23 protein-coding genes and 2 tRNA genes are annotated in these 22,400 nt (G+C 40.9%); 10 read left to right on the top strand and 15 right to left on the bottom strand.

Annotation, left to right across the window (positions count from 1 at the left end; translation table 11 throughout):
- The first annotated feature begins 167 nt into the window (after positions 1 to 167).
- On the top strand, positions 168 to 596 hold the full coding sequence (locus MN200_RS05355) for a hypothetical protein (protein ID WP_242760237.1): 429 nt from the start codon (positions 168 to 170) through the stop codon (positions 594 to 596).
- 25 nt (positions 597 to 621) lie between these two features.
- Here the strand turns inward: MN200_RS05355 and MN200_RS05350 are convergent, their stop codons facing one another.
- Together MN200_RS05350 and folD are read right to left on the bottom strand one after the other, a co-directional pair.
- Positions 622 to 1,308 (bottom strand): 50S ribosomal protein L11 methyltransferase, encoded by a 687-nt coding sequence (locus MN200_RS05350; protein ID WP_242760236.1) that lies wholly within the window; start codon positions 1,306 to 1,308, stop codon positions 622 to 624.
- A gap of 250 nt (positions 1,309 to 1,558) precedes the next feature.
- Positions 1,559 to 2,407 (bottom strand): bifunctional methylenetetrahydrofolate dehydrogenase/methenyltetrahydrofolate cyclohydrolase FolD, encoded by an 849-nt coding sequence (folD, locus tag MN200_RS05345; RefSeq protein ID WP_234303866.1) that lies wholly within the window; start codon positions 2,405 to 2,407, stop codon positions 1,559 to 1,561.
- Positions 2,408 to 2,559: 152 nt separating this feature from the next.
- Between folD and MN200_RS05340 the strand changes: the two genes are divergently transcribed.
- Both MN200_RS05340 and MN200_RS05335 read left to right on the top strand, forming a co-directional pair.
- A tRNA-Cys gene (locus tag MN200_RS05340) sits at positions 2,560 to 2,633 on the top strand.
- 10 nt (positions 2,634 to 2,643) lie between these two features.
- Positions 2,644 to 2,729, top strand: a tRNA-Leu gene (locus MN200_RS05335).
- Between the two features lie 141 nt (positions 2,730 to 2,870).
- On the opposite strand, the gene MN200_RS05330 is transcribed toward MN200_RS05335, so the two are convergent.
- From MN200_RS05330 to MN200_RS05305, 6 genes are all read right to left on the bottom strand, one after another.
- The gene (locus MN200_RS05330) at positions 2,871 to 3,776 is read right to left on the bottom strand and encodes a WYL domain-containing protein (protein WP_242760235.1); all 906 of its coding nucleotides are present in this window, start codon (positions 3,774 to 3,776) and stop codon (positions 2,871 to 2,873) included.
- Positions 3,777 to 3,922: 146 nt separating this feature from the next.
- The gene (locus MN200_RS05325; RefSeq protein ID WP_004980994.1) at positions 3,923 to 4,123 is read right to left on the bottom strand and encodes a hypothetical protein; all 201 of its coding nucleotides are present in this window, start codon (positions 4,121 to 4,123) and stop codon (positions 3,923 to 3,925) included.
- A 232-nt stretch (positions 4,124 to 4,355) separates the two neighbouring features.
- A complete protein-coding gene (locus tag MN200_RS05320; protein ID WP_148826441.1) occupies positions 4,356 to 5,348 on the bottom strand; it encodes an NAD(P)H-quinone oxidoreductase in 993 nt (330 codons plus the stop codon).
- Between the two features lie 220 nt (positions 5,349 to 5,568).
- Positions 5,569 to 5,829, bottom strand: coding sequence for a DUF2798 domain-containing protein (locus MN200_RS05315; protein ID WP_004694355.1), 261 nt, complete (start codon positions 5,827 to 5,829; stop codon positions 5,569 to 5,571).
- A 22-nt stretch (positions 5,830 to 5,851) separates the two neighbouring features.
- Positions 5,852 to 6,160, bottom strand: a complete 309-nt coding sequence (locus MN200_RS05310) for a DUF3861 domain-containing protein (RefSeq protein ID WP_178928869.1) — start codon at positions 6,158 to 6,160, stop codon at positions 5,852 to 5,854.
- Positions 6,161 to 6,169: 9 nt separating this feature from the next.
- Complete coding sequence (locus MN200_RS05305; RefSeq protein ID WP_125274035.1) at positions 6,170 to 6,691, bottom strand: PadR family transcriptional regulator; 522 nt, start codon at positions 6,689 to 6,691, stop codon at positions 6,170 to 6,172.
- Positions 6,692 to 6,934: 243 nt separating this feature from the next.
- Here MN200_RS05305 and MN200_RS05300 point away from each other — a divergent pair, with 243 nt between their 5' ends.
- Positions 6,935 to 8,098: a sterol desaturase family protein gene (locus tag MN200_RS05300; RefSeq protein ID WP_125274036.1), complete on the top strand. Its 1,164-nt coding sequence runs from the start codon at positions 6,935 to 6,937 to the stop codon at positions 8,096 to 8,098.
- A 119-nt stretch (positions 8,099 to 8,217) separates the two neighbouring features.
- Here the strand turns inward: MN200_RS05300 and MN200_RS05295 are convergent, their stop codons facing one another.
- The 4 genes from MN200_RS05295 to lysS form a co-directional block, all read right to left on the bottom strand.
- On the bottom strand, positions 8,218 to 8,490 hold the full coding sequence (locus MN200_RS05295) for a hypothetical protein (RefSeq protein WP_125274037.1): 273 nt from the start codon (positions 8,488 to 8,490) through the stop codon (positions 8,218 to 8,220).
- Positions 8,491 to 8,632: 142 nt separating this feature from the next.
- Complete coding sequence (cysN, locus tag MN200_RS05290; RefSeq protein WP_125274038.1) at positions 8,633 to 10,249, bottom strand: sulfate adenylyltransferase subunit CysN; 1,617 nt, start codon at positions 10,247 to 10,249, stop codon at positions 8,633 to 8,635.
- A 165-nt stretch (positions 10,250 to 10,414) separates the two neighbouring features.
- The gene (gene cysD / locus MN200_RS05285; protein ID WP_125274039.1) at positions 10,415 to 11,329 is read right to left on the bottom strand and encodes a sulfate adenylyltransferase subunit CysD; all 915 of its coding nucleotides are present in this window, start codon (positions 11,327 to 11,329) and stop codon (positions 10,415 to 10,417) included.
- Between the two features lie 487 nt (positions 11,330 to 11,816).
- Positions 11,817 to 13,343, bottom strand: a complete 1,527-nt coding sequence (gene lysS, locus MN200_RS05280; RefSeq protein ID WP_062034107.1) for a lysine--tRNA ligase — start codon at positions 13,341 to 13,343, stop codon at positions 11,817 to 11,819.
- Between the two features lie 278 nt (positions 13,344 to 13,621).
- Here lysS and MN200_RS05275 point away from each other — a divergent pair, with 278 nt between their 5' ends.
- Entirely contained in the window at positions 13,622 to 14,128 is a 507-nt protein-coding gene (locus MN200_RS05275) for a YqiA/YcfP family alpha/beta fold hydrolase (RefSeq protein ID WP_183173999.1), read from the top strand.
- 37 nt (positions 14,129 to 14,165) lie between these two features.
- Here the strand turns inward: MN200_RS05275 and MN200_RS05270 are convergent, their stop codons facing one another.
- Positions 14,166 to 14,708 (bottom strand): adenine phosphoribosyltransferase, encoded by a 543-nt coding sequence (locus MN200_RS05270; RefSeq protein ID WP_184118625.1) that lies wholly within the window; start codon positions 14,706 to 14,708, stop codon positions 14,166 to 14,168.
- 514 nt (positions 14,709 to 15,222) lie between these two features.
- On the opposite strand from MN200_RS05270, the gene rubA reads away from it, so the two are divergent.
- The 4 genes from rubA to oxyR all read left to right on the top strand — a co-directional run bounded on the left by rubA (position 15,223) and on the right by oxyR (position 18,546).
- Complete coding sequence (gene rubA / locus MN200_RS05265; protein ID WP_004694381.1) at positions 15,223 to 15,387, top strand: rubredoxin RubA; 165 nt, start codon at positions 15,223 to 15,225, stop codon at positions 15,385 to 15,387.
- A gap of 68 nt (positions 15,388 to 15,455) precedes the next feature.
- Positions 15,456 to 16,634: an FAD-dependent oxidoreductase gene (locus MN200_RS05260; RefSeq protein WP_242760234.1), complete on the top strand. Its 1,179-nt coding sequence runs from the start codon at positions 15,456 to 15,458 to the stop codon at positions 16,632 to 16,634.
- A 57-nt stretch (positions 16,635 to 16,691) separates the two neighbouring features.
- On the top strand, positions 16,692 to 17,630 hold the full coding sequence (locus tag MN200_RS05255; protein WP_004694383.1) for an alpha/beta hydrolase: 939 nt from the start codon (positions 16,692 to 16,694) through the stop codon (positions 17,628 to 17,630).
- Positions 17,631 to 17,643: 13 nt separating this feature from the next.
- Positions 17,644 to 18,546, top strand: coding sequence for a LysR family transcriptional regulator OxyR (oxyR, locus tag MN200_RS05250; RefSeq protein ID WP_058869206.1), 903 nt, complete (start codon positions 17,644 to 17,646; stop codon positions 18,544 to 18,546).
- An 84-nt stretch (positions 18,547 to 18,630) separates the two neighbouring features.
- Here the strand turns inward: oxyR and ppk1 are convergent, their stop codons facing one another.
- Together ppk1 and mtgA are read right to left on the bottom strand one after the other, a co-directional pair.
- Positions 18,631 to 20,715 (bottom strand): polyphosphate kinase 1, encoded by a 2,085-nt coding sequence (gene ppk1 / locus MN200_RS05245; RefSeq protein WP_242760233.1) that lies wholly within the window; start codon positions 20,713 to 20,715, stop codon positions 18,631 to 18,633.
- 110 nt (positions 20,716 to 20,825) lie between these two features.
- Positions 20,826 to 21,500, bottom strand: coding sequence for a monofunctional biosynthetic peptidoglycan transglycosylase (mtgA, locus tag MN200_RS05240; protein WP_058869205.1), 675 nt, complete (start codon positions 21,498 to 21,500; stop codon positions 20,826 to 20,828).
- 77 nt (positions 21,501 to 21,577) lie between these two features.
- Between mtgA and MN200_RS05235 the strand changes: the two genes are divergently transcribed.
- Positions 21,578 to 22,393: a rhomboid family intramembrane serine protease gene (locus MN200_RS05235; RefSeq protein WP_242760232.1), complete on the top strand. Its 816-nt coding sequence runs from the start codon at positions 21,578 to 21,580 to the stop codon at positions 22,391 to 22,393.
- Positions 22,394 to 22,400: the final 7 nt, after the last annotated feature.

Here is a 22,400-nt window from a genome sequence, read left to right as displayed (position 1 = left end):
AAAGTAAGCATGTAAGTTAAGAAGTTAAACATAAAAAATGCCTTCTCGAATGAAGGCATTTTTTATGTTTGATCAATTTTTTTACCAAAACTTGATCGATTGAATTATCGTGAATTACACCTGTGTATGGCATACTAAGAACAAGAATAATGTTAGGAACTTTTTATATGAAAAATACGTATAAACTTTTAGGCTTAAGCTGTATCGTTTTAGCAGTATCTGCATGTCAAAGCACGCCTCGCCAATACAATGGCAATGTTGGTTATCAAATTGAACATCAATCAGCGTCGAGCGCTACCCTTGCTTATACGCTTGCTGCTCGTAAGAACCAGCAACTCGATGAAAACAAATTACAACGTGCTTGCCAAAAAGTTTTAGGTTCACAAAAAAATTATAAATTGGCGATTTTAAGTATTAATGAAATACCAAACACCGCAGCGGATGTTCCCGAATATGGCCGCCAAATTGGTCAAAGCCGTGCCACTTTTGGATTAAGCAATACACCCGACTTACACCAAGGTGAAAACTTTGCAACACGCGAGTCACTTGAAGCACGACCAAGCACACTCCATGTTGTACGCTATACCTGCTCTTAAGACCTTCTGATATATAAAAAAGGGCTTAGTGCCCTTTTTGAACATTCAAAGTTCGATAAAAACTCACATTGCGAAACTCTGGTGACTCATCTAGATCTGGCCAAGTTGTGGCACTACGCTCATCGAGCTTTATGTATTGCGGATGACTAAAATTTTTAATCCGACTATCTGCCACCCAAACCTCAGGTGCAAACTTTAAAAACTCATCTAAAAAGAAACGATTACATCGGTCATATAAAACATCGGCAGCCAATAGAACATCGACCTGTTCAGATTGATACAAGTCATCCAAATACTCTAGCTCTACTTTATTGAGTTCCGCATTGGCACGGCAAGCATCGAGACTAACTGCATCAATATCGCAACAAATCACTCGTTTTGCGCCCGCCATTTTGGCTGCAATCGCCACCACACCTGAACCTGCGCCAAAATCCAATACTACCTTATCTTTGACATGATGAGGCTCCGCCAGTAACCACTGCGCCATGGCTAGGCCTGAAGCCCAACAAAAGATCCAATATGGCGTTTCATTCCAAATACGGCGAATGATTTCATCATCCAGTTTATCGGTTGGAAATACAGGAGGAATGAGCCACAGCGAAATAGATGTTTCAGGAAGCTGTTGCGCAAGCAATTCACACTGTGGAATCACTTCATGCAAGGCTTGAAGTAAATGATCTGGGGCTTTAGGGAATTGGAAAGTACAGCTCATAGATAAGCCTTTAAAACTTATTAGAATTTACAACGATAATTTGATACACGATATGCCATCTACAGCTGTTCGAGGCAGACCATCATTAAATAATTAATGTTTCTGCGACATATTAAATCAACGATTAAATATGTCGAGTTCTGTAGATGGCAATGGTTTTGGTTACTTTTGCCGAAACAAAAGTAACATACGAGCTACTTACATCAATAGTTACAACGAAAAGACTCCGTCGTGACTCATATCAATCAAATTAACCTAAAGCTTTCTCAGCCGCTTCAACCGTTTGACGAATTAGTGCCGTAATCGTCATTGGGCCCACGCCACCTGGAACTGGTGTGTACGCAGAAGCCACTTCTTCAATACCGACCAATTGAATGTCGCCTACACCACCAACATCACGTGGATGGAAACCAGCATCAACAACCACTGCACCTTGTTTGATCCAATCTTTTTGAATCAATTCCGCCTTACCAACCGCGCCCACGATAATATCGGCTTGTTTCACAAAGTCAGCTAAGTTCTGAGTACGTGAGTGGCAGATCGTTACGGTCGCATTGGCTTGAAGTAACATCGCAGCCATTGGCTTACCCAAAATTGCAGAACGTCCTACAACAACAGCATGCTTTCCAGCAATTTCGATATTGTTTTCTTGCAAAATAGTCATAATACCTGCAGGCGTCGCAGAACCATATGCTGCCTCACCCATAGCCATACGACCAAAACCAAGACACGTTACACCATCCACATCTTTTGCAAGAGAGATGGCATCAAAACATGCACGCTCATCAATTTGTTCTGGCACTGGATGCTGAAGTAAAATACCGTGAACATCAGGATTTGCATTCAGTTTTTCAATTTCAGCCAACAATTGTTCAGTGGTGGTCTCTTTTGGCAGTTCAACTTTAAGTGAGTCCATACCAACACGACGACAGGCATTTCCTTTCATACGTACATAAGTTGCAGATGCGCCATCGTCACCCACCAAAATAGTCGCAAGAATTGGGGTACGACCTGATTTTGCTTTGAGCGCTTCAACGCGAGTTAACAAGTCAGCTTCAATTTGTTTTGCCAATGCACGACCATCTAAAACTAATGCCACGGCACATCTCCAAGTGTTGATATGAATCAATTTTGCACATAATACATGATAATTTTAAATATTTTTCGCTATATGCTGTTTTTATGCGCATACGAATGAAAGCACTATTGTTTTTTTTTCAGAGCTTGCTAATATACGCATCAACAAGACGCGGCGGGGTGGCAGAGTGGTCATGCAGCGGACTGCAACTCCGTGGACGCCGGTTCGATTCCGACCTCCGCCTCCATCTTGTTAAAGCCCGAGTGGTGAAATCGGTAGACACAGGGGATTTAAAATCCCCCGCCCACAAAGCGTGCCAGTTCGAGTCTGGCCTCGGGCACCATTCTTATACTTCTAAGTATGGTGCATATAAAGAACCCAGCGTTAAGCTGGTTTTTTTATGCCTACAGAAAAGTGTCACAATACAATGCACAAAAAAAAGAGAGCACATTGACTCTCTTAAAAGTAATATCTCATTTGTTTATCACGATAAGGGTGGTAATAAGTAATGTTGCAGATCTTGTTCTAATTTTTCTTGAAAATGAGCTGGCTCAATAATTTTAATGTATGGAATCCAATAACGCACCAAAGGTAAAAGTTGCATTTCATGGCAAATTTGACAATCAATTAATAAACCACCTGATGCATCTTCTAGTACGATTTGTTGCTCTGGCAATAACAGACGTTGCTTAAAATATAAAGCAACTTCAGGTCGAACCGATATTTTCACCGTTTGCTTATGCTTTGCAAACCAAATCCCCTCACTGAGCTCTAATTGGATCAAAACTTCTAAATGGTGCTCGAAAAGCTCCGACTCATGTACAACCACCTGATCTATTTTACTTAAACGATAAGCACGTAATTCATCAGCTACAGCTGCAGCCAAATACCAACTTCCCTGATGATGAATTAAACGATACGGGTCAACATGGCGCAAACGATCATTATAAATAAAACTGATTTTTTGACGCTTATGAATCGCGCCCGCAAAAACCTGAAAATGTTCAGCAAATTGCTGTGCATTTTCATAATAATAACCTTTGGCAGAGAACACTTGATTCGCACGCTCATCAAGCAGGCCACGTAGAAAAGACATATCTAGAGATGGATAGAGCTCACTGATCCCAGAAAGATGCGCAAAGTTCTGAATGTCTTGTAGCTTAAAGCGCCCAAGATAAACAGGATCTAAAAAGTATTTCTTGGTATATTCATCTTGAAGTAAAGGCAAATATGTATTGAGACGGTCAAAATCTCGCTCTATTGTCCGAGTACTCACCTGAAATTCATGTGCTAGTTCTGCAACCCCCAATTGATACCCAGTATTTAATTTAGTCAAAATATTTGCTAAACGCTCCGCAAGGCGTTCATGTGTTGAAGCTTTACGCTTCATATTGCCCTCGCTGCACAATCAATGTTGTGTCTTTATTTATAGTTAAATGCCTAAGCATTATATTCAATATAAGTCACTGAATAATATTAAGTAAAAGACAAACGATTAGCTTTCAAGCTATGTCATGTTTTTGTCAACAAAAGTGATCAATGTTTGTTAGATTTCTTCTTCTTTACAGCGGTTTGCTGATGCGCTAATCGCTCTATATAGCGCTCAAAATGAATTAAGGCTTTATACAACTTGTGTAACTCATCAGGTAAAACACTATTATAGATAACCGCCTTATGCAAGCGCTTGAGCGCACGGAAACCATGTGCATGTGTATATGATGTCGATAAAATTTTCATGACAACCCTCTTTTCTGTTTTATTTTTCATTTAAAACCACGTAAATTTGTTAGGTTTAAATTTAGTTGCAAATTTACACCACGGTTTTGACAGGTTGTGTCGAACAGTTATCATTTTTTAATCTTTGTGAAATTATTTTCTGTTTTCAGTACATTATTTTTATTTTTTGGAAAATTTTAGACAAAAGAAAAGCTGACACTAGGTCAGCTCTACTTTTTATACTATAGAAATATTACAGAATTTTTACCACAACTTTACCCACGTGCTCACCCGTATCCATGCACGCATGCGCTGCTTGAATCTGATCGAACTCAAAAGTTTGATAAATCATTGGCAAGCACTGGCCTTTGGCCCATAGTGGTGCTACATGATCTTGTAAACCTTGTGCAATCTCAGCCTTCTCAGCCGTATTTCGTGCACGCATGGTCGAACCCGTGATGGTTAAGCGCTTCATCATAATTTGCCCCAACTTAACCTCTTTGGCTTTTGCACCACCTAAAAAGGCAATATAAACCAAACGTCCATCGCGGCGGAGCAAGTTCAAATTCTTTTCTAAATACGGTGCACCCACCATATCTAAAATAACATCAACACCCGCATTATCCGTTTTCTCATTGATCTCGTGTTCAAAGTCTTGGGTTTTATAATTGATGGCATCTGTCAAATTCGCAATAGCTTGTACTTTTTCATCGCTGCCGACGGTTGCAAAGGTTTTAATGCCCAATGCTTTACATAGCATGAGTGCCGTGGTGCCAATACCACTGGTTCCACCATGTACCAACACCACTTCCCCTGCTTTGGCTTTACCCATTTGGAACACATTCGCCCAGACCGTAAAAAAAGTTTCAGGAATAGCCGCCGCTTCCACAAAGCTTACATTTTCTGGAATATGTAAAGTTTGGCTTTGTGGAACCACACAATACTCTGCATAACCACCACCATTGGTCAAACCACAAACTTTATCGCCTAATTTAAACTGGGTAACTTCAGCTCCAATTGCAACGACCTCACCTGCAACCTCAAGCCCCGGCACTTGTGTTACCCCAGGCGGCATTGGATATAAACCTTGACGCTGTAAAATATCTGGACGGTTAATACCAAACGCATGGACCTTAACCAGAACCTCATCTGCTTTTGCTTCAGGGATCGTCACTGTTTCATATGCCAGCTTATCCACACCCCCCGGCTCTGTAATAATGACCTGTTGCATCGTTGTTTGTGACATGATTTATTCCTAACTCTTGCAATATTTTTCAAGTTTCATAGACCTATTTGATCATAGAAATAAATTGAAATGAATAACACCGTACTTATGTATAGTCTGAAGACTATTTTGCTGCGTGATAGCGCTGATCATTGATAAAAAAAGCAAGCTGGGACCGCTCTCGACATCCCTCTCAAACATTACTTAGAACGATTCGGGCCAAATGAAAAGCACAGGTATGTCAGTTGCGTGGCTGATCAGGCAAAGATACAAACTGCATTAGAAATTTACGAACCAAAGGTAAAAATACCATAATCAGAGGAAATGCAATCAACCAAGATAAGCTCCAGCTTTTGAGCCAAAGATGGAAGAAATTATGCACTAGGCCTTTATTTAACAGTAAGTTAAAACCAGAAATAGAACCACTCATGAGACCTGAAAGCAATAAAGGCATTAACCAATTTAAGTGTTTGATATGAATTTTAGGGAGTGTGTTGAACATAATCGACCTGAGTAAATAAAAATTAGCTTTGGCTTGGCGTTTTAACGGTTTGTTTTAAAGCTTTCATAAACTGCCCAAAATGTGGCATAAAATCTTTAAAGAGCGGAAGGTTTTTATGCTCTAGCATCACCTCACTAAAGAGCTTTAAACCAACAGCAAATGATTTCGCTGCTTCATCATCCAGCATTTGACTGTTTTGAATCACCTGTAACACGTTAAAAATATCGTCGTGGTTATAGCTGTTAAAACTCAAAATATCGGTATAGGTCGATGGGTTGCCTTGAGCATCCGCAATGTGTTTAAGTGTGACTTCATAAGCATGTTGTTTCATTCTGTTTTCCTAGAGACGTGCAATATTCACCGCTGCTTGATCGATTTGTTCTGCAATAACACGAATTTGTTCAGCGCTCAGCGCACTGTGTTGTATCTTGAGCTTTAAGGAAGCTTTGAGGTTTTCCATCGCACGTTTAATGTCAAGATATTGTTCATTATTTTGAATTTTTTTACGCGTATCGAAACGAGATAAAATCTTTTCCACATTTGCTTGCTCAACCTCAAGATGCTTCAAACCCAAGGCCGTTATACGGTATTGCTTGCGCTCAGCATCATCTAACGCGACCTGAACAAACTGCTGCTCTTCCAAATAATTCAAGGTTGGATAGATCGTTCCTGCACTTGGGCAATAGCCCCCACCCACAATTTCACCCACTTCTTTAATAAGGTCATAGCCATATTTAGGTGCGAATGAAATGAGATGTAAGGCTAGAAGTTTCATCTGACCCGCTTCAAATAGGCGCTGTTTACGTAACACTGGCGCTATTTCCAAATGAGCAAAGGGTTCAACTTTTTGTGCTTTAGACATAAGTAAGATACATCTTTAAATTATTAAGATATATCTTAATTTGTTTTTTAACGATTGCAACCTCAAATCCTGAACTAGAACATCAAAATTTAAGATCAAATAGGTAACCGTGAAGGATTACTTGATATTTTTAGATAAGATTGCTGAACAGTTGCAATACCGCTAAAATTTAACCTCTGTTTTCACGTTCACCCCCCTCAAGTGAACTCTGACAAAACTCCTAAAATTCAGAATTAAATTAAAATGACAGATCAACTTAGAAAAAAATTTGAAAACCTACAACTCAATGCTGGGCAAGGCAAGATCAGTGCATTTCTTTCTGTTTCCTTAGGCTTTTTGGGTATTTTTGCTGCTTTATGTTTTTTATTCCCCACTGTGCTCACCACACCAAAACTACGCCCGCTATATAGCAAACACTATGATGTTTTCTACTACACCCTACTGTTCGGTATCGTCGTTAGTGCTGGTTTTGGTACCTATAGTGCGATCATTAAACAGAATAAATATGGTTTTTATGGTTTGTGTATCACCATTTTAGCAGCTATTTTAGGCTGTGGACTGATCAAAGCACCGACATTGCCAGCCCTACCCTTTTATGCAGGTTTTGATTATTTCGTTATTACCTTAATCATCCTTGCTTTGGTTTTTATCCCACTTGAAGGATTCTTTGCAAAGAACACTGAACAGAAAATTCTGCGCGTTGGCTGGGTCACAGACATGAAATATTTCATGTTTAGCCATATTGGCATTCAGCTTTTTTCGTTTTTAACGGTCATGCCTATTCAGTATTGGATCACGCACATTCCCGACAACCCGATTGTGCCTTATGTGCAGGCACAGCCAATTTGGTTACAGTTTATTGAGCTATTGATCGTGGTGGACTTCACCACCTATTGGTTACACCGTGCGATGCATGAAGTGAATTTTTTATGGCGCTTTCATGCCATTCACCATTCAACGGAACAAATGGACTGGCTAGCCTCTTCACGCTTACACATCGTTGAAGTGTTAATGACCCGTTTTATCGCAACCTTACCAATTTTCTTGTTAGGTTTTCATACGTCTGCGGTCTTTGCTTATTTAGTCTTTATTTCTTTCCATGCCATTTTTATTCACTCCAACGTGCGTTTTCGCTTTCCCTATCTGCGCTGGCTGATCGCAACACCTGAGTTTCACCACTGGCATCATTCTTCCGAAAAGCCTGCGATTGATAAAAATTATGCAGCCTTTATTCCACTTTATGACGTGATTTTTAAATCGATTTATATGCCTAATCATTTGGCCAGTGTATATGGCACAGTCGGCTATAAAATTCCAAACAGTTTTGTGAAGCAGTTTACGTGGCCATTTAAACGTTATGTGAATAAACTGAAAAAGCGCTTAAATAAAGATAATGAGACTTCCTAACAAAACCAATCGATTAACAATCTCAATAATTAAAGCTTGTCTAATCCCTCACCAAAATCGAAAACCTGTATCTCCGCAGGTTTTCTTTCATTTTCCAAGCCTTGTAAATCGAACTTAAATTATGCTCGCCCTTTAAATTCTTTTACCATACGATCACTCACGTCCTCTGGATAACACAGTGGCGCAGCACCACCGACTCGATTGTAAGCACTACGTTTACCACACCGACTTCCATTTCTTGCAGTATTGTAAGGACAAGGACAATTTCCCGAATACGCTTGTATCGATTGTTGAATAATTTCCTTCTTAATCGCTTCATCACTTTGCGTGGGCTGTTTAGCATCAGCAGCAAAAGTTAAAGTTAAACCAATAAATAATAATATTTTTTTCATAATACCCCTCTACAAAAGAGGCATTCTATAGCACTGAATTTTTATTGAAATATCATATTATTTATTTGAATAATATTTATCCATCTAAAATAGAAATAAAAAACCCACCTTACGGTGGGTTCCTTCAAATCAGCTCAATCTCTTATAGACGAACCAATTCAACAATTTTATCAGCTAGCTCTTCAACCGCATCTTGAGTGAATGCGACATCTGTGCCGTCGACAAGGTCAGTCACCACAACCACACCTGTTTCACGTACTAGTGCAACCTGATCAGCAGTTAGACCCGCTTTCGCAATCGCAACTACACCTTGTTGAATCAACAAGTTTTCAAGTGCTTGTGCATTTTCTAGAGCTTTCGCAGAGACAGTTACCGCAGCAGGTTTTTGACCTAAACGTGCAGCACGGTCTTCCGCTGTGACAGGGTTGCTATGCGCAGACCATTCCACAGACTCTTCCACCATACCCGCACCAATCGTCACGTTGTTTAAACGGTCGATGAAGATAAACGAACCTGTATAACGACTGTCTTGGTAGCGATCAAATACGACAGGCGCATCAAACTCAACGGTGACATTAGCAATGGCATTCAGCTCAAGGCTATCGACTTGTACCTTTTCCAATGTATTGACATTGGTACGGTAGTTAATTGCAGTGACTTTTGCAGGAACAGTTTGCGTACCCACTTTTAAGTTATACAACTTACCAATCACCAGCGGTTGATCTGCCATCCAAACCACAGTGGCATTGACCGAACGCGAAATTTCTGGCGCCGCTTGATCCGCACGCACAATTACGTTACCACGCGAAATATCAATTTCGTCATTCAGCGTCAATGTTATAGCTTGACCTGCAATTGCACGCTCTAAGTTACCATCATAAGTGACAATTTCTTTAACCGTCGACGACTTACCCGATGGTAAAGCCACGATTTTATCACCTACTGATACATCACCCAGCGCAACCGTACCGCAGAAACCACGGAAGTCGAGGTTTGGACGATTGACATATTGCACAGGGAAACGGAAATCGTTGGTCACTGAACTGCGGTTAATTTCCACAGACTCAAGCGTACCCATCAAAGTTTCGCCTGTATACCATGGCGTATTTGGTGATTTATTAACAACGTTATCACCATTCAATGCTGAAATAGGCGTAAAGATAATGTTGTTTGGCTTACGGTCACCGAGTTGTGCAACAAAACCTGCATACTCTGTCTGAATTTCATTGAAGCGCGCTTCAGAAAATTCAACCAAGTCCATTTTGTTAATCGCAACAATAATGTTCTTAATGCCCAGTAAGCTTGCAATATAAGTATGACGACGTGTCTGAGTTTGTACACCATAACGCGCATCAATCAAGATAATCGCAAGGTCACAAGTCGACGCACCCGTTGCCATGTTACGCGTGTATTGCTCATGTCCCGGTGTGTCAGCAATGATGAACTTACGTTTTTCAGTTGAGAAATAACGATAAGCTACATCAATGGTAATACCCTGCTCTCGTTCAGCTTGTAGACCATCGACAAGGAGTGCTAAGTCAGGTGCATCGCCTGTCGTACCGACTTTTTTAGAGTCACGAGTTACTGCTTGCAATTGATCTTCATAAATCAATTTTGAATCGTAAAGCAAACGGCCAATTAAAGTTGACTTACCATCATCGACGTTACCGCAAGTCAGAAAACGCAATAAGTCTTTATTTTCATGTTGTTTTAGATAGCCCAAGATATCTTGGCTAATCAGTTCTGATTGATGAGACATTGCTCAAAACTCCACATATTCTTTAGAAATCGGTTTTTAATCTCTTTAATCCCTCTAAATCTCCCTTTGTTAAGGGAGACTTCCCCTTTACAAAAGAAGGGCTTTTCTCCTCTCTTAGAAAAAGATGAGCAGCACTGCTGCGCAAGGGGAGAGATTTATCAACAGTTAGAAATAACCTTCTTGCTTTTTCTTCTCCATCGAGCCCGCTTCATCATGGTCAATCATACGACCTTGACGTTCAGAGCTGGTTGCAAGCAACATTTCTTGGATGATTTCAGGTAAGGTATTCGCCGTTGACTCCACTGCACCCGTAAGTGGGTAACAACCAAGTGTACGGAAGCGTACCGATTTCATTTGTGGAACTTCGCCTTCTTTTAAAGGCATACGTTCATCATCAACCATAATCAAAGTACCACTACGCTCAACCACAGGACGTTCTGCAGCTAAATAAAGTGGAACCAATGGAATGCTTTCCAAGTAGATGTATTGCCAAATATCAAGCTCAGTCCAGTTTGATAGTGGGAATACACGAATACTTTCACCTTTGTTCACTTTACCGTTGTAAAGATTCCAAAGTTCAGGACGTTGGTTTTTTGGGTCCCAACGGTGTTTCGAGTCACGGAATGAGTAGACACGTTCTTTCGCTCGTGATTTTTCTTCATCACGACGTGCACCACCAAACGCCGCATCAAAACCGTATTTATCAAGTGCTTGTTTTAAGCCTTGAGTTTTCATGATATCGGTATATTTTGAGCTACCATGATCAAATGGGTTAATGCCCGCATCTTTCCCTTCTTTGTTTTGATGTACGATCAAATCAAAACCATGGGTTTTTGCCATCTTGTCGCGGAAAGCAATCATGTCTTTAAATTTCCAGCCCGTATCTACATGCAGAAGCGGAAATGGAAGCTTGGCAGGATAGAACGCTTTAAGCGCCAGATGCAGCATCACTGCTGAATCTTTACCAATAGAATAAAGCATCACTGGGTTTTCAAACTCAGCAGCTACTTCGCGGATAATATGAATACTCTCAGCTTCAAGCTGTTTAAGATGAGTAAGTCTTTCCTCATTTAATGACATTGACAGCACCAACTCACAAAAATCGTGTACTTATTACACATGTAAAAATATATATGCATTATAAAGATTTAGTTATACACACTATTGCTTGTTTTATTATATTTATATGCAAAAACCTCATATAAAACAAAATTGATAAGCTCTATAAGTTTTATTCAATAATCATAAATCCCTAAATAAACTCAAATATTACATCAACTTCATTCAAAGCATTCAGTCTATCTACCAGCTCACCCTTCGATTTTCCTCTAAGTTTCTGCTAAGCAATACATTTACAAATACCTAAAGTCGGTTTCATTTAGGTTCTATGTATATGACTTACCAAACTCGCAACCTAGAAGACTAAAAATCACATTCGACACAGACTACATTGTTGATTTATATATCAACATTATAGACAAAAAATTTGGATTCCAATTACTTTGGGATTAATCAGTAAAACATAAAAAACCCGCAATAATGCGGGCTTTTTATGTTCAGATCAAACTTAGTTTTTATGACGCATGTGTGGGAACAGGATCACATCACGAATACTTGCTGCATTAGCGAATAACATGACTAAACGGTCAATACCAATACCCTCACCCGCTGTAGGCGGTAAGCCGTACTCAAGTGCTTCAACAAAGTCTGCATCGTAGTGCATTGCTTCATCATCACCTGCGTCTTTTTCTGAAACCTGAGCTTGGAAACGTTCAGCTTGGTCAATCGGATCATTCAACTCGGAGAAACCATTCGCAAGTTCACGGCCACCAATAAAGAACTCAAAACGGTCCGTAATGTGTGGGTTATGATCATTACGGCGTGCCAATGGCGATGTTTCAGCTGGATATTCTGTAATGAAAGTCGGCTGACGTAGCTGAGTTTCAACAGTTTCTTCAAATACGATGGTTTGAAGTTTACCCAAACCAAAACCTGGTTTTACCTGTTCTTTCAGCTCTTCTTGCACAAATTTTGCCAAGAATTCACGGTCATTAACATTTTCAGGCGTGAACTGTGGATTGTGCGCAAGAATGGCATCAAACATCGAAATTTTCTTGAATGGACCTTTGAAGCTATAAACTTCTTCACCATAAGGCACATCAGTTGAACCTAAGATATCGAGCGCTAAGCGTTCAAGCATATTTTCGGTAAGTTCCATCAAGTCTTTATAGTCTGCATAAGCTTGATAGAATTCAATCATAGTGAATTCTGGGTTGTGACGCGTCGAAACACCTTCGTTACGGAAGTTACGGTTAATTTCAAACACACGCTCAAAACCACCAACAACCAAACGCTTTAAGTAAAGCTCAGGCGCGATACGTAAGAAAAGTGGCATATCCAAAGCATTATGATGCGTTTCAAATGGACGCGCTGATGCTCCACCTGGAATCACATGCATCATCGGTGTTTCTACTTCCATGAAGCGCTGTTCAGTTAAGAACGCACGAATGCCTGAAACCACTTTGGCACGAATTTCAAAAGTCTTACGTGTTTCTTCGTTCACAATCAGGTCAAGATAACGCTTACGATATTTAACTTCAGTATCGTTTAGACCATGAAATTTATCTGGAAGTGGACGAAGCGACTTGGTTAAAAGCTCAAAGTGTTCGATATGTACATAAAGGTCACCCTTACCTGAGCGACCGATATAACCTTTCACCGCGATAATATCACCAAGATCTAAGCTCTTAATGGTTTCTAAAGTTTCTGGTGCTAATTCTTTACGTGCCACATATAACTGGATACGACCCGTCATATCTTGAATCACGATGAATGAACCGCGGTTTAACATCACACGACCCGCTACAGACACATAAACATGCTCTGCTGCTTCAATTTCTTCTTTGCTTTTGTCTGCAAATTGATCTTGTAAGTCTTGCGCATAATGTTCACGTTTAAACGTGTTTGGCCATGGGCTAGTGCCCGTTTGTTTGGCTTGATCTTCAATCTGCTTTAACTTGGCATGACGCTGCGCAATTAAATCGTTTTCGGAAATGGCTTGTTCAGAAGTCGATTGAGCGTTTTGTTGCGTCATCTCTGCCTCGTATATGTATTAAAAAACGGAAGTTGCATAGCATAGCAGAATTCCAGACGAATGAGCATCATCAAAAACCACGCGGTTTATAAAAAAGTATACATCCTGTTTTTTTTCAGGGCTAAAACGCCCACCGTATAAAAGGTCTGCCTATTTCTTAGACCAAAAGCTAACTTCATTTCAATGTTAATCCCTCTACAATGGACACTATAAATCGTGGAAAAGTAAACTTTTCTCCACTCATAAAATAATTTAGTTTTTTAATTGAATGATAAATCATGAGCAGATGCGAATCTAAAATTTTGTTTTTGCATGGATTAGACTCCTCACGTGAGTCCACCAAGTTCCATGCCATTGATGCAAAGCAGAAATTTTGTATTGATGTCGATTATCGCTATCTCAATTTTTCTACCGTAGCTAGTTTCTACGACGATATTATTGAAAAAATAAAACCTGAGATTATTGTTGGGCATTGTATTGGCGCGTATTGGGCATTGAAAATGTCGCTGCTACATCAAATTCCGTGTGTGATTGCCAACCCCCGCTTAGCGCCTGATTTTCGCGATGATTACCCAAGCATTAATGATACTGACTTAGACCACAATGTACCACAAGTGGCCTATTTAGAGCTGGGAGATGAATTAATTGATATGTATGCAGCACAGGAAATTTTAGAAAATTATATGTTGATTCAAGCGGTTGAAGGTGGGCATCACCGACTACTTAAACCTGAAAATATTAATCAACTGATTGAACATCTAGAACAACAATATTTATATAAATAAAAAAAGCCTTGGCATGTCCCAAGGCTTTTTAATGTGCTTATGCAGCAACAGATTCTGGTTTTGATTTGTCATCTAACACTGACCAAATCTTTAAACCTAAGTCAGTATGCAAATCAGGCAAATCAAGAAAAATACTGGCGCCGAGCACTTCATGATTACATTTTGCCACCAACTGTTTAACCGCTTTTAATGTCCCGCCTGTCGCTAAAACGTCATCTACAATAATCACTTTTTGCGATGGCGTATTGGCTGCCATTTCTAAACGGTCTAAACCATATTCCAAACTATAACCCACACCCACCACAGGTGGTGGCAGCTTGCCTGCTTTACGCACCAACAATAAACCTTTACCTAAACGCTGTGCCAATAAGCTCGCAAGTACAAAGCCACGCGCTTCTACAGCAACAAAACTGTCTACTTCAGCCAACTGTTCAGCAGGAATACTTGCAATTAACGCGTCGGTTAAAGGCTCAATATTGCTCATAAACAATGGTGTTAAATCGAAGAAACAAATCCCAGGTTTTGGAAAATCTTGGACCGTACGAATGTGCGACCACAGCGTTGTAGACAAGTTGTTCATAGGAGATCAATAAAATTTGAAAAGGAATAGATGAATTTTACAGCGTTATCTGTCAAAAAAATAGTCAAGCACTTGCCATACAGCCGGCTGAATAACCCAAATATTTATGTAAGCTATTGTTTTTAATTAAGTCATTTATTTAATAAATATTAGATATAGATGTACTCAATGTTAAAATAGCAATTTAATTCTACATTTACATCACGACCTTAGTCTATATTTTAACGATTTTAAAAGACCAGCTGATTGAAGAAACACATCTTTTTGACATGCAATCATCTATATCTTTCACACTTTTGCCAAATACGATCTGGTTTTAAATGATACGTTTTGTCCTGATCATAGCTTTTAGAAGATAGATTCAATCATTAAACTCCGATATTTACTTTACATTCGTATTAGAACTGCGTAAAAATTTAGATTAGCGAAGTATGCTAACCACTCAGATGAATAGCAGCTTGCGTAATGGATTATTTTGCTGAACCCTTTCTTGTTCAGCGTTTTGGAGAGTCAAATGAAGAAGTATCAATGCATCGTTTGTGGATGGATTTATGACGAAGCAGAAGGTTGGCCACAAGATGGCATCGTGGCGGGAACGAAATGGGACGATATCCCTGACGATTGGACTTGCCCAGATTGTGGCGTGTCAAAAATCGATTTTGAAATGGTTGAAATCTAATTCATAGTGTTAAAGACCATGCAGCATGGTCTTTTTTTACGTCTTTAAAATAATCTCTGGAGAACCTTATGCATCCCATCGTCATCATTGGCTCAGGTATGGCAGGCTATGCTGTAGCACGTGAATTTCGCAAGCTGAACCCTGAACAAGAGCTGCTTATGCTATGTGCAGATGATGCGACTAATTATGCCAAACCAACGTTGTCCAATGCCTTTGTTGCCAACAAAGCGCCTGAACAGATTGCTTTGGGTGATGCAGAGAAAATGGCAACACAACTAAAAATGCAAATTGCCACGCGTACTTGGGTGAAAGAGATTCATGCTGAACAGCAGCAGTTAACCGTTATTAAAGATGGCACTGAATCTACACAGCCCTACTCTCAATTGGTTTTAGCCCTAGGTGCAAACCCAATTCGCTTAGCCATTGCGGGCGATGGGAGTACTGACATACAAGTTGTAAACAATCTAGAAGACTATAAAACCTTTCGTGCAAAACTTGAAAAGCGTGCAGACAAACGTGTAGTCATTTTAGGTGCAGGTCTTATCGGTTGCGAATTTGCCAATGATTTACAACATACAGGTCATCAAGCTACCGTTATCGACTTGGCAAACCAGCCTTTGGGCCGTTTATTGCCAGCGCATGTTTCAAGTGCCTTTAAAGAAAGCCTTGAGGCAACAGGTATTCATTTTGTCCTTGGCACCACAGTTGAAAAAGTGTCTAAAATTGAAAATGGTGACTATGTTGTGACCTTAGCCAATGGTCAGTCTTTGGTCGCAGATGTAGTCTTATCTGCGATTGGTCTACAACCAAACATTTCCCTTGCAAAAGAAGCAGGTATTCAAACCAGTCGTGGCATTTTGACCAATGCACAACTTGAGACGAATCAACCGCATATCTACGCCGTAGGAGATTGTGCTGAAGTCAATGGACTCTTGCTGCCTTATGTCATGCCGATCATGCAGCAAGCACGCGCTTTAGCGAAAACCTTAAATGGCGAGACCACTGCGGTGCATTACCCTGCTATGCCTGTAGCAGTTAAAACACCTGCTGCGCCGCTCACTGTTTTACCTGCACCAATTGATGCAGAGGTGAACTGGGAAACTGAAGAGTTAGATGATGGCATGATTGCCAAAGCCCTAGACAGTCAAGGCACACTTCGCGGCTTCGTACTGCTTGGAGCAACCGCAGCGAAACAACGTTTAGCATTAACAAAACTGGTTCCAGACTTGATTCCAGCACAGGTTTAGAGTTTAAATAAAAGGACATTTATAACAATAGATGTCCTTTATGTGAGGATTACAATAATGAATAGCGCACTCCAATATAATCTTTCACCCTATACCTCTTTTATGCGCGAAACCAAAGTCGACTTAGGCAATGGTATTGAACTCCATGTCGAAATCGGTGGCGAAGACCATCATCCGACCATTGTTTTGATCATGGGCTTAGGAGCACAGCTGTTATTTTGGCCTGATTTCTTCTGTAAATCTCTGATTGATCAAGGTTTTCGTATCATTCGCTTTGATAACCGCGATATTGGTTTATCTTCAAAAATTAAACATCAAGGTCCACGCTTAAACACCCTCAAACTGATGGGGCGTTTTGCTTTAGGTTTAGATAACCGTGGTGCACCTTATGACTTATACGACATGGCTGACGATGTAGCACTGCTTTTAGACCGTTTAGGTTTAGATGAAAGTTATGTGATTGGTGCATCCATGGGTGGTATGATTGGGCAAATTCTAGCAGCGCGTCATCCACAGAAGGTCAAAAAGCTCGGCCTAATGTTCACCAGTAACAACCAACCTTTACTGCCGCCGCCTTTTCCAAAGCAACTCTTTAGTCTAATTGGTCGACCTGAATCGACCGATGAAGAAGGAATTGTGAGCCACTCTTTGAAAGTGTTTAAGATCATTGGCTCGCCTGATTATCACAATCCAATCGAGTCAATTCAGACTTCTCGCAAATTATATCGCCGAAGTTATTACCCTGCGGGTGTACTTCAACAGTTTTTAGCAATATTATGTACAGGTTCTTTATTGCAACTGGACAAACAGATTCAACAACCGACCCTTGTGGTACACGGTTCGCGAGACCGTTTACTCCCGCCTAGTCACGGAAAGGCCGTTGCAAAGGCAATTATGGGCGCTAAATTTGAATTAATTGATGGAATGGGGCATGATATCCCACCGCACTTCATTCCAAATCTTAGCGAATTATTTGCACAACACTTTAAATCATAATCATTAGGACACTATGGCTGCATTACCATCCTTAAGACAGCTGTCATATCTCGTTACACTGTCAGAAACGCTGCATTTTACTGAAGCTGCACGACGTTCATTTGTAACCCAATCGACTTTGTCGGGCGGGATTATGGAGCTTGAACGCCTACTCGGTGGCGTACTTGTAGAGCGTGATCGCCAAAATGTGCGCTTAACTCCTCTAGGCGAGCAAGTCGTTGCTCGTGCTCGTGTTCTACTGGCAGATGCTCAAGACCTGATGCGTTTAAGCCGAGAAATGAGCGAGCCTTTAACTGGTGATTTACATCTAGGTGTTATTCCAACCATTGCGCCATTTATTTTGGCGCAATTGTTAGATGAAGTGCATAAGCAACTCCCTAAAATTCAACTACATTTACACGAAGCGCAAAGTGAGAAAATTGTAGAAAAACTCGAACATGGTAATTTAGACATGGTCGTTTTGGCTCTACCTTTTGATACACGTGGCTTAAAAGTTGCTGAAGTCGCAAAAGAAAGTTTGTTTTTGGTCTGTAATAAATCAGATATCGCAAGCCAAGCCAAATCGCTAGATGACTTAGACCTTTCGCGTTTAATGTTGCTTGAAGAAGGCCACTGCTTACGTGACCACACTCTAAGTGCCTGCCCTATTGGTGAACGTAAGAATGACCATCGTTTAAAAGCGAGTTCTTTACCGACCCTTGTAGAAATGGTATCGGCTGATCTTGGTTTTACCTTATTACCTGAAATCGCAATTCATACCAATATGATTAAAGCGAATCCAGATTTGATGGTCAAACAAATTGAAGCTGCTCCAAGCCGTATCTTAGCTTTGGTGACACGTAAAAGCACCCCGCTACAAAGCGAATTTGATGTGCTATTACAAATCCTGCAAAAAATTACTCAAAATCTGCACTAAGCTTATTTTAGTGCATAAAAAAGGAGTCAAACATGACTCCTTTTTTTGTGCCTGAATCTTTTTTAGACCCAAGCACCCCTAAAATTATTTAATCACATCTAGCAAATAACGCTGCGCATTATGCTCGGTTTCGCCTTCAGCTGGCGTCGCACGAAGCCAAGTTCCATCACCCTGTAGTAACCAAGCTTGTTGATTATCCTGCAAATAGGTCAACAAACCTTGCTGATAAATACGTTTTTTCAAAGCTGGATCTTCAATTGGGAAACAGGCCTCAACACGATTAAATAGATTCCGATCCATCCAATCGGCACTCGAACCATAAATACGCGCATCGCCATTATTACTAAAATAAAAAACACGCGTATGTTCTAAGAAACGCCCCACGATCGAACGCACACGAATGTTTTCCGAAAGCCCTGGCAAGCCTGGGCGTAGACAACAAATTGAACGAATAATGAGATCAATTTGTACACCCGCCTGCGATGCCTCATACAGCTTATTGATCAGTTGCACTTCAGTTAGTGCATTTACTTTCACAATAATCTGCGCTTTCTTGCCCGCTTTCGCATTGGCAATTTCATCATCAATAAAATTGATCAGTTGTGCATGGAGCGTAAACGGCGCATGAAGTAGCTTTTTCAGCTTCGCCATTTTCCCCATACCTGTCAATTCTTGGAAAATACGGTGTACATCTTCACACAACTCTTTATCGGTCGTGAGCAAACCATAGTCGGTATAAATACGTGCATTACCCGCATGGTAGTTACCCGTTCCCAAGTGCACATAACGAACGAGTTTATTATTTTCACGGCGTACCACAAGAATCATTTTGGCATGAGTTTTATAGCCCACAATGCCGTAAACAACCACTGCACCCGCCTCTTGTAGTACATTCGCCACTTCAATATTTGACTCTTCATCAAAACGCGCACGCAGCTCAATCACCGCGGTAACTTCTTTACCATTACGCGCCGCTTCTGCTAGGACTTGTACAATTTCAGAGTCTGCCCCACTGCGATAGAGGGTTTGCTTAATCGCCAACACTTGTGGGTCACGTGCAGCTTCACGCAACAAGTTAATCACAGGTGCGAAAGACTCAAACGGATGATGTAGTAAAATATCCTGCTTCTGCATTGCAGAGAACATGCTTTCCGACTTTTTCAACACTTTAGGAATAACAGGAATATGTGCGTCATACCGTAGATGTGGACGTTTAAAATTGGACAATAAACGCGCCAAGTTCACAGGTCCTTCGACTTTATACAACTGCTCCTGATGCAGATCAAATTCATCTAGCAAGTAGTTATAAATATGTTCTGGACAGTTTTGTGTAACTTCCAAACGTACTGCTCGTCCAAAACGACGTGAACTTAACTCACCTTTCAGTGCTTTGGCTAAGTCTTCCACATCTTCATTGAGCGCCAAATCAGCATTCCGTGTGACACGGAACTGATAACAGCCTGTTGCTGTCATCCCTGGGAACAAGTCAGAAACATGCTCATGGATAATAGCTGAAAGCATCACATGATGTTCTTTTCCACCTGTGAGTTCATCAGGTAGACGAACCACACGTGGCAATGAACGCGGTGCAGGAACAACGGCCAAATCAATCTGACGACCAAATGCGTCTTTCCCTTCCAAAGTCACGATAAAGTTGAGACTTTTATTCACTAAACGCGGAAATGGATGCGCAGGGTCAAGGCTAATCGGTGTTAAGACAGGTGCAACCTGTTCTTGGAAATATTTCTTCACCCATGAAGACTGTGCAGGTGTCAGTTCCCCACGGCGTAGGAAGCAAATGTCTTCCTCACGCAGTTTTGGCAAAATTTCTTCATTCAGAATGCGGTACTGACGTTCTATCGCTGCATGTGCAGTCTGCGAAATTTGGTCAAGAACTTGGCGTGGGGTTAAGCCATCGGGGCTACGACTTTCATTACCCAGATCCAACTGTTCCATGACGCCTGCAACACGAATTTCAAAGAACTCATCTAAGTTACGTGAAAAAATCAGTAAGAAATTCATCCGTTCTAACAACGGATGTAAAGGATCTACGGCTTGTTCCAATACACGTAAATGGAAATCTAATATCGATAACTCACGGTTAATATAGCGATCGTTATACGCGTATTCAGGTTGTGGTATCGGAGATGTGCTTGCTGCCGTATTCATAGCTAACCTTTGATTATTTGAATGCGTTTTATCATGATAAGTATGCTTCAATTTTGTGACAATTTCATAAAAAAAAGCCCATAAATTTGGGCTTTTTCAGATCAATCAAATTAAGGGATATCGCTATAGCGCATATACTTTCGAATCATGCGCTCGCGGTTTTGCAACTTACGGTCATTTTGATGGTCTTGGTAGTATTTCGGATTGGGTAAAATGGCCGCTAAAAAGACCGCCTGCTCTCGGCTTAAGCTACGTGAACTTTTACCAAAGTAGTGTTGGGTTGCAGCTTCGACGCCATAGATATTATCGCCAAACTCCACCGAGTTCAGATATACCTCTAAGATGCGTTCTTTGCTCCACATCCGTTCCATCATCCAAGTTGCAATAGCTTCCTGACCTTTACGAATGAATGAACGCTTGTTATATAAAAATAAGTTTTTGGCCAATTGCTGAGAAATCGTCGAACCGCCCGCAACCACTTTGCCCGTGTCATTATTACGTTCAAGCGCCGCTTGAATGCCATCCCAGTCAAAACCATGATGTTGCATAAATTTACCATCTTCAGCCGCAACAATGGCTTTTTTCATGTACTCACTGATCTCGTCATAATCACGCCATTCGTGTTGAATGGGTTTAGATGGCTCAGACCAATAATCAATTCGCATAAACATGGTGGTTTCCACTGGCTTGTAACGCCACCACGCTAGGCTTGCAAAAATCCACAACTGTACCAAAAGCACGAAGCTGACAACGACTAACAAACTACGAACAATAAAAGCTTTCATGCCAGTGGCTTACTCCAAAAATCATTTTTATTCATGCTAAGCTTGGGCAAATATAGCAAAATTTTAGCAAGAATAGCATGACCGAGCTTACACCTCCGCAAATCAAAACAAAATTTGACGTACATTTATGGTGGATTACCGCCGTCATTATTGCCGTGAATGTTGGACTGTTTTTTTGGCAAGTCCTGCATGGCATGGATGTCAGCAATCCAAGTACGGCTGATGCCATACGCTGGGGAGCAGACTATGCACCACTTACCTTCTTGGCTGAACCGATGCGTTTATTCAGCAGTATGTTCTTTCATTTTGGCTTGGTTCACCTCATGTTGAACATGTGGGCGCTGTATATTTTTGGCAGTGTGCTGGAGCAAATGTTTGGACGTGTCTATTTTCTTGCGCTATATTTTCTTGCTGGTCTCATGGGTAGCTTGCTCAGTGGTTATATCGCCATTCAAGACAGTTATGAACTGATTCGTATTGGGTTAGCAAACCCTGAACTCTTGCCTCGTGTCGGTGCAGGGGCTTCAGGTGCCGTCATGGGACTGGGGGCAGCACTGACGGTTCTATCGCTACTGCCGATGCTCCCACAGCAACGTTTTATTTTAGATAAAAAGACTTTACTCATCGTGATGGGAATCAACTTAGCCATGGGCTTTATGATTTCAGGTATTAATAATGCCGCACATATTGGCGGCATGTTGATGGGTGCTGTTTTGGCGGCACTTTGGTATCTCTCCCAGAAGGCGCAGCAGCGTTGGATTATGCCGCTGAGCCTTGTTTTGGCAGCCTGCGGTTCGTATTGGTTTTACTTACACTGCCAAAACCTTGTGGTCTATATTCAACCCTTATGGTCAGAAGTGTTAATGATGATGCGTCAACAGCTCAATTTCTAAGATTCAA

Source organism: Acinetobacter sp. LUNF3 (genome assembly GCF_022699605.1).
Classification (GTDB): Bacteria; Pseudomonadota; Gammaproteobacteria; order Pseudomonadales; family Moraxellaceae; genus Acinetobacter; species Acinetobacter johnsonii.
Note: the sequence above shows the minus strand (reverse complement) of the source record. Positions and strands in the feature narration are given on the sequence as shown.

Excerpts from the sequence above, each read along its gene's own strand:
- MN200_RS05355 (WP_242760237.1), top strand. The coding sequence starts at position 168 with ATGAAAAATACGTATAAACTTTTAGGCTTAAGCTGTATCGTTTTAGCA.
- MN200_RS05350 (WP_242760236.1), bottom strand. The coding sequence starts at position 1,308 with ATGAGCTGTACTTTCCAATTCCCTAAAGCCCCAGATCATTTACTTCAA.
- MN200_RS05330 (WP_242760235.1), bottom strand. The coding sequence starts at position 3,776 with ATGAAGCGTAAAGCTTCAACACATGAACGCCTTGCGGAGCGTTTAGCA.
- MN200_RS05325 (WP_004980994.1), bottom strand. The coding sequence starts at position 4,123 with ATGAAAATTTTATCGACATCATATACACATGCACATGGTTTCCGTGCG.
- MN200_RS05320 (WP_148826441.1), bottom strand. The coding sequence starts at position 5,348 with ATGTCACAAACAACGATGCAACAGGTCATTATTACAGAGCCGGGGGGT.
- MN200_RS05315 (WP_004694355.1), bottom strand. The coding sequence starts at position 5,829 with ATGTTCAACACACTCCCTAAAATTCATATCAAACACTTAAATTGGTTA.
- MN200_RS05310 (WP_178928869.1), bottom strand. The coding sequence starts at position 6,160 with ATGAAACAACATGCTTATGAAGTCACACTTAAACACATTGCGGATGCT.
- MN200_RS05305 (WP_125274035.1), bottom strand. The coding sequence starts at position 6,691 with ATGTCTAAAGCACAAAAAGTTGAACCCTTTGCTCATTTGGAAATAGCG.
- MN200_RS05300 (WP_125274036.1), top strand. The coding sequence starts at position 6,935 with ATGACAGATCAACTTAGAAAAAAATTTGAAAACCTACAACTCAATGCT.
- MN200_RS05295 (WP_125274037.1), bottom strand. The coding sequence starts at position 8,490 with ATGAAAAAAATATTATTATTTATTGGTTTAACTTTAACTTTTGCTGCT.
- cysN (WP_125274038.1), bottom strand. The coding sequence starts at position 10,249 with ATGTCTCATCAATCAGAACTGATTAGCCAAGATATCTTGGGCTATCTA.
- cysD (WP_125274039.1), bottom strand. The coding sequence starts at position 11,329 with ATGTCATTAAATGAGGAAAGACTTACTCATCTTAAACAGCTTGAAGCT.
- lysS (WP_062034107.1), bottom strand. The coding sequence starts at position 13,343 with ATGACGCAACAAAACGCTCAATCGACTTCTGAACAAGCCATTTCCGAA.
- MN200_RS05275 (WP_183173999.1), top strand. The coding sequence starts at position 13,622 with ATGAGCAGATGCGAATCTAAAATTTTGTTTTTGCATGGATTAGACTCC.
- MN200_RS05270 (WP_184118625.1), bottom strand. The coding sequence starts at position 14,708 with ATGAACAACTTGTCTACAACGCTGTGGTCGCACATTCGTACGGTCCAA.
- rubA (WP_004694381.1), top strand. The coding sequence starts at position 15,223 with ATGAAGAAGTATCAATGCATCGTTTGTGGATGGATTTATGACGAAGCA.
- MN200_RS05260 (WP_242760234.1), top strand. The coding sequence starts at position 15,456 with ATGCATCCCATCGTCATCATTGGCTCAGGTATGGCAGGCTATGCTGTA.
- MN200_RS05255 (WP_004694383.1), top strand. The coding sequence starts at position 16,692 with ATGAATAGCGCACTCCAATATAATCTTTCACCCTATACCTCTTTTATG.
- oxyR (WP_058869206.1), top strand. The coding sequence starts at position 17,644 with ATGGCTGCATTACCATCCTTAAGACAGCTGTCATATCTCGTTACACTG.
- ppk1 (WP_242760233.1), bottom strand. The coding sequence starts at position 20,715 with ATGAATACGGCAGCAAGCACATCTCCGATACCACAACCTGAATACGCG.
- mtgA (WP_058869205.1), bottom strand. The coding sequence starts at position 21,500 with ATGAAAGCTTTTATTGTTCGTAGTTTGTTAGTCGTTGTCAGCTTCGTG.
- MN200_RS05235 (WP_242760232.1), top strand. The coding sequence starts at position 21,578 with ATGACCGAGCTTACACCTCCGCAAATCAAAACAAAATTTGACGTACAT.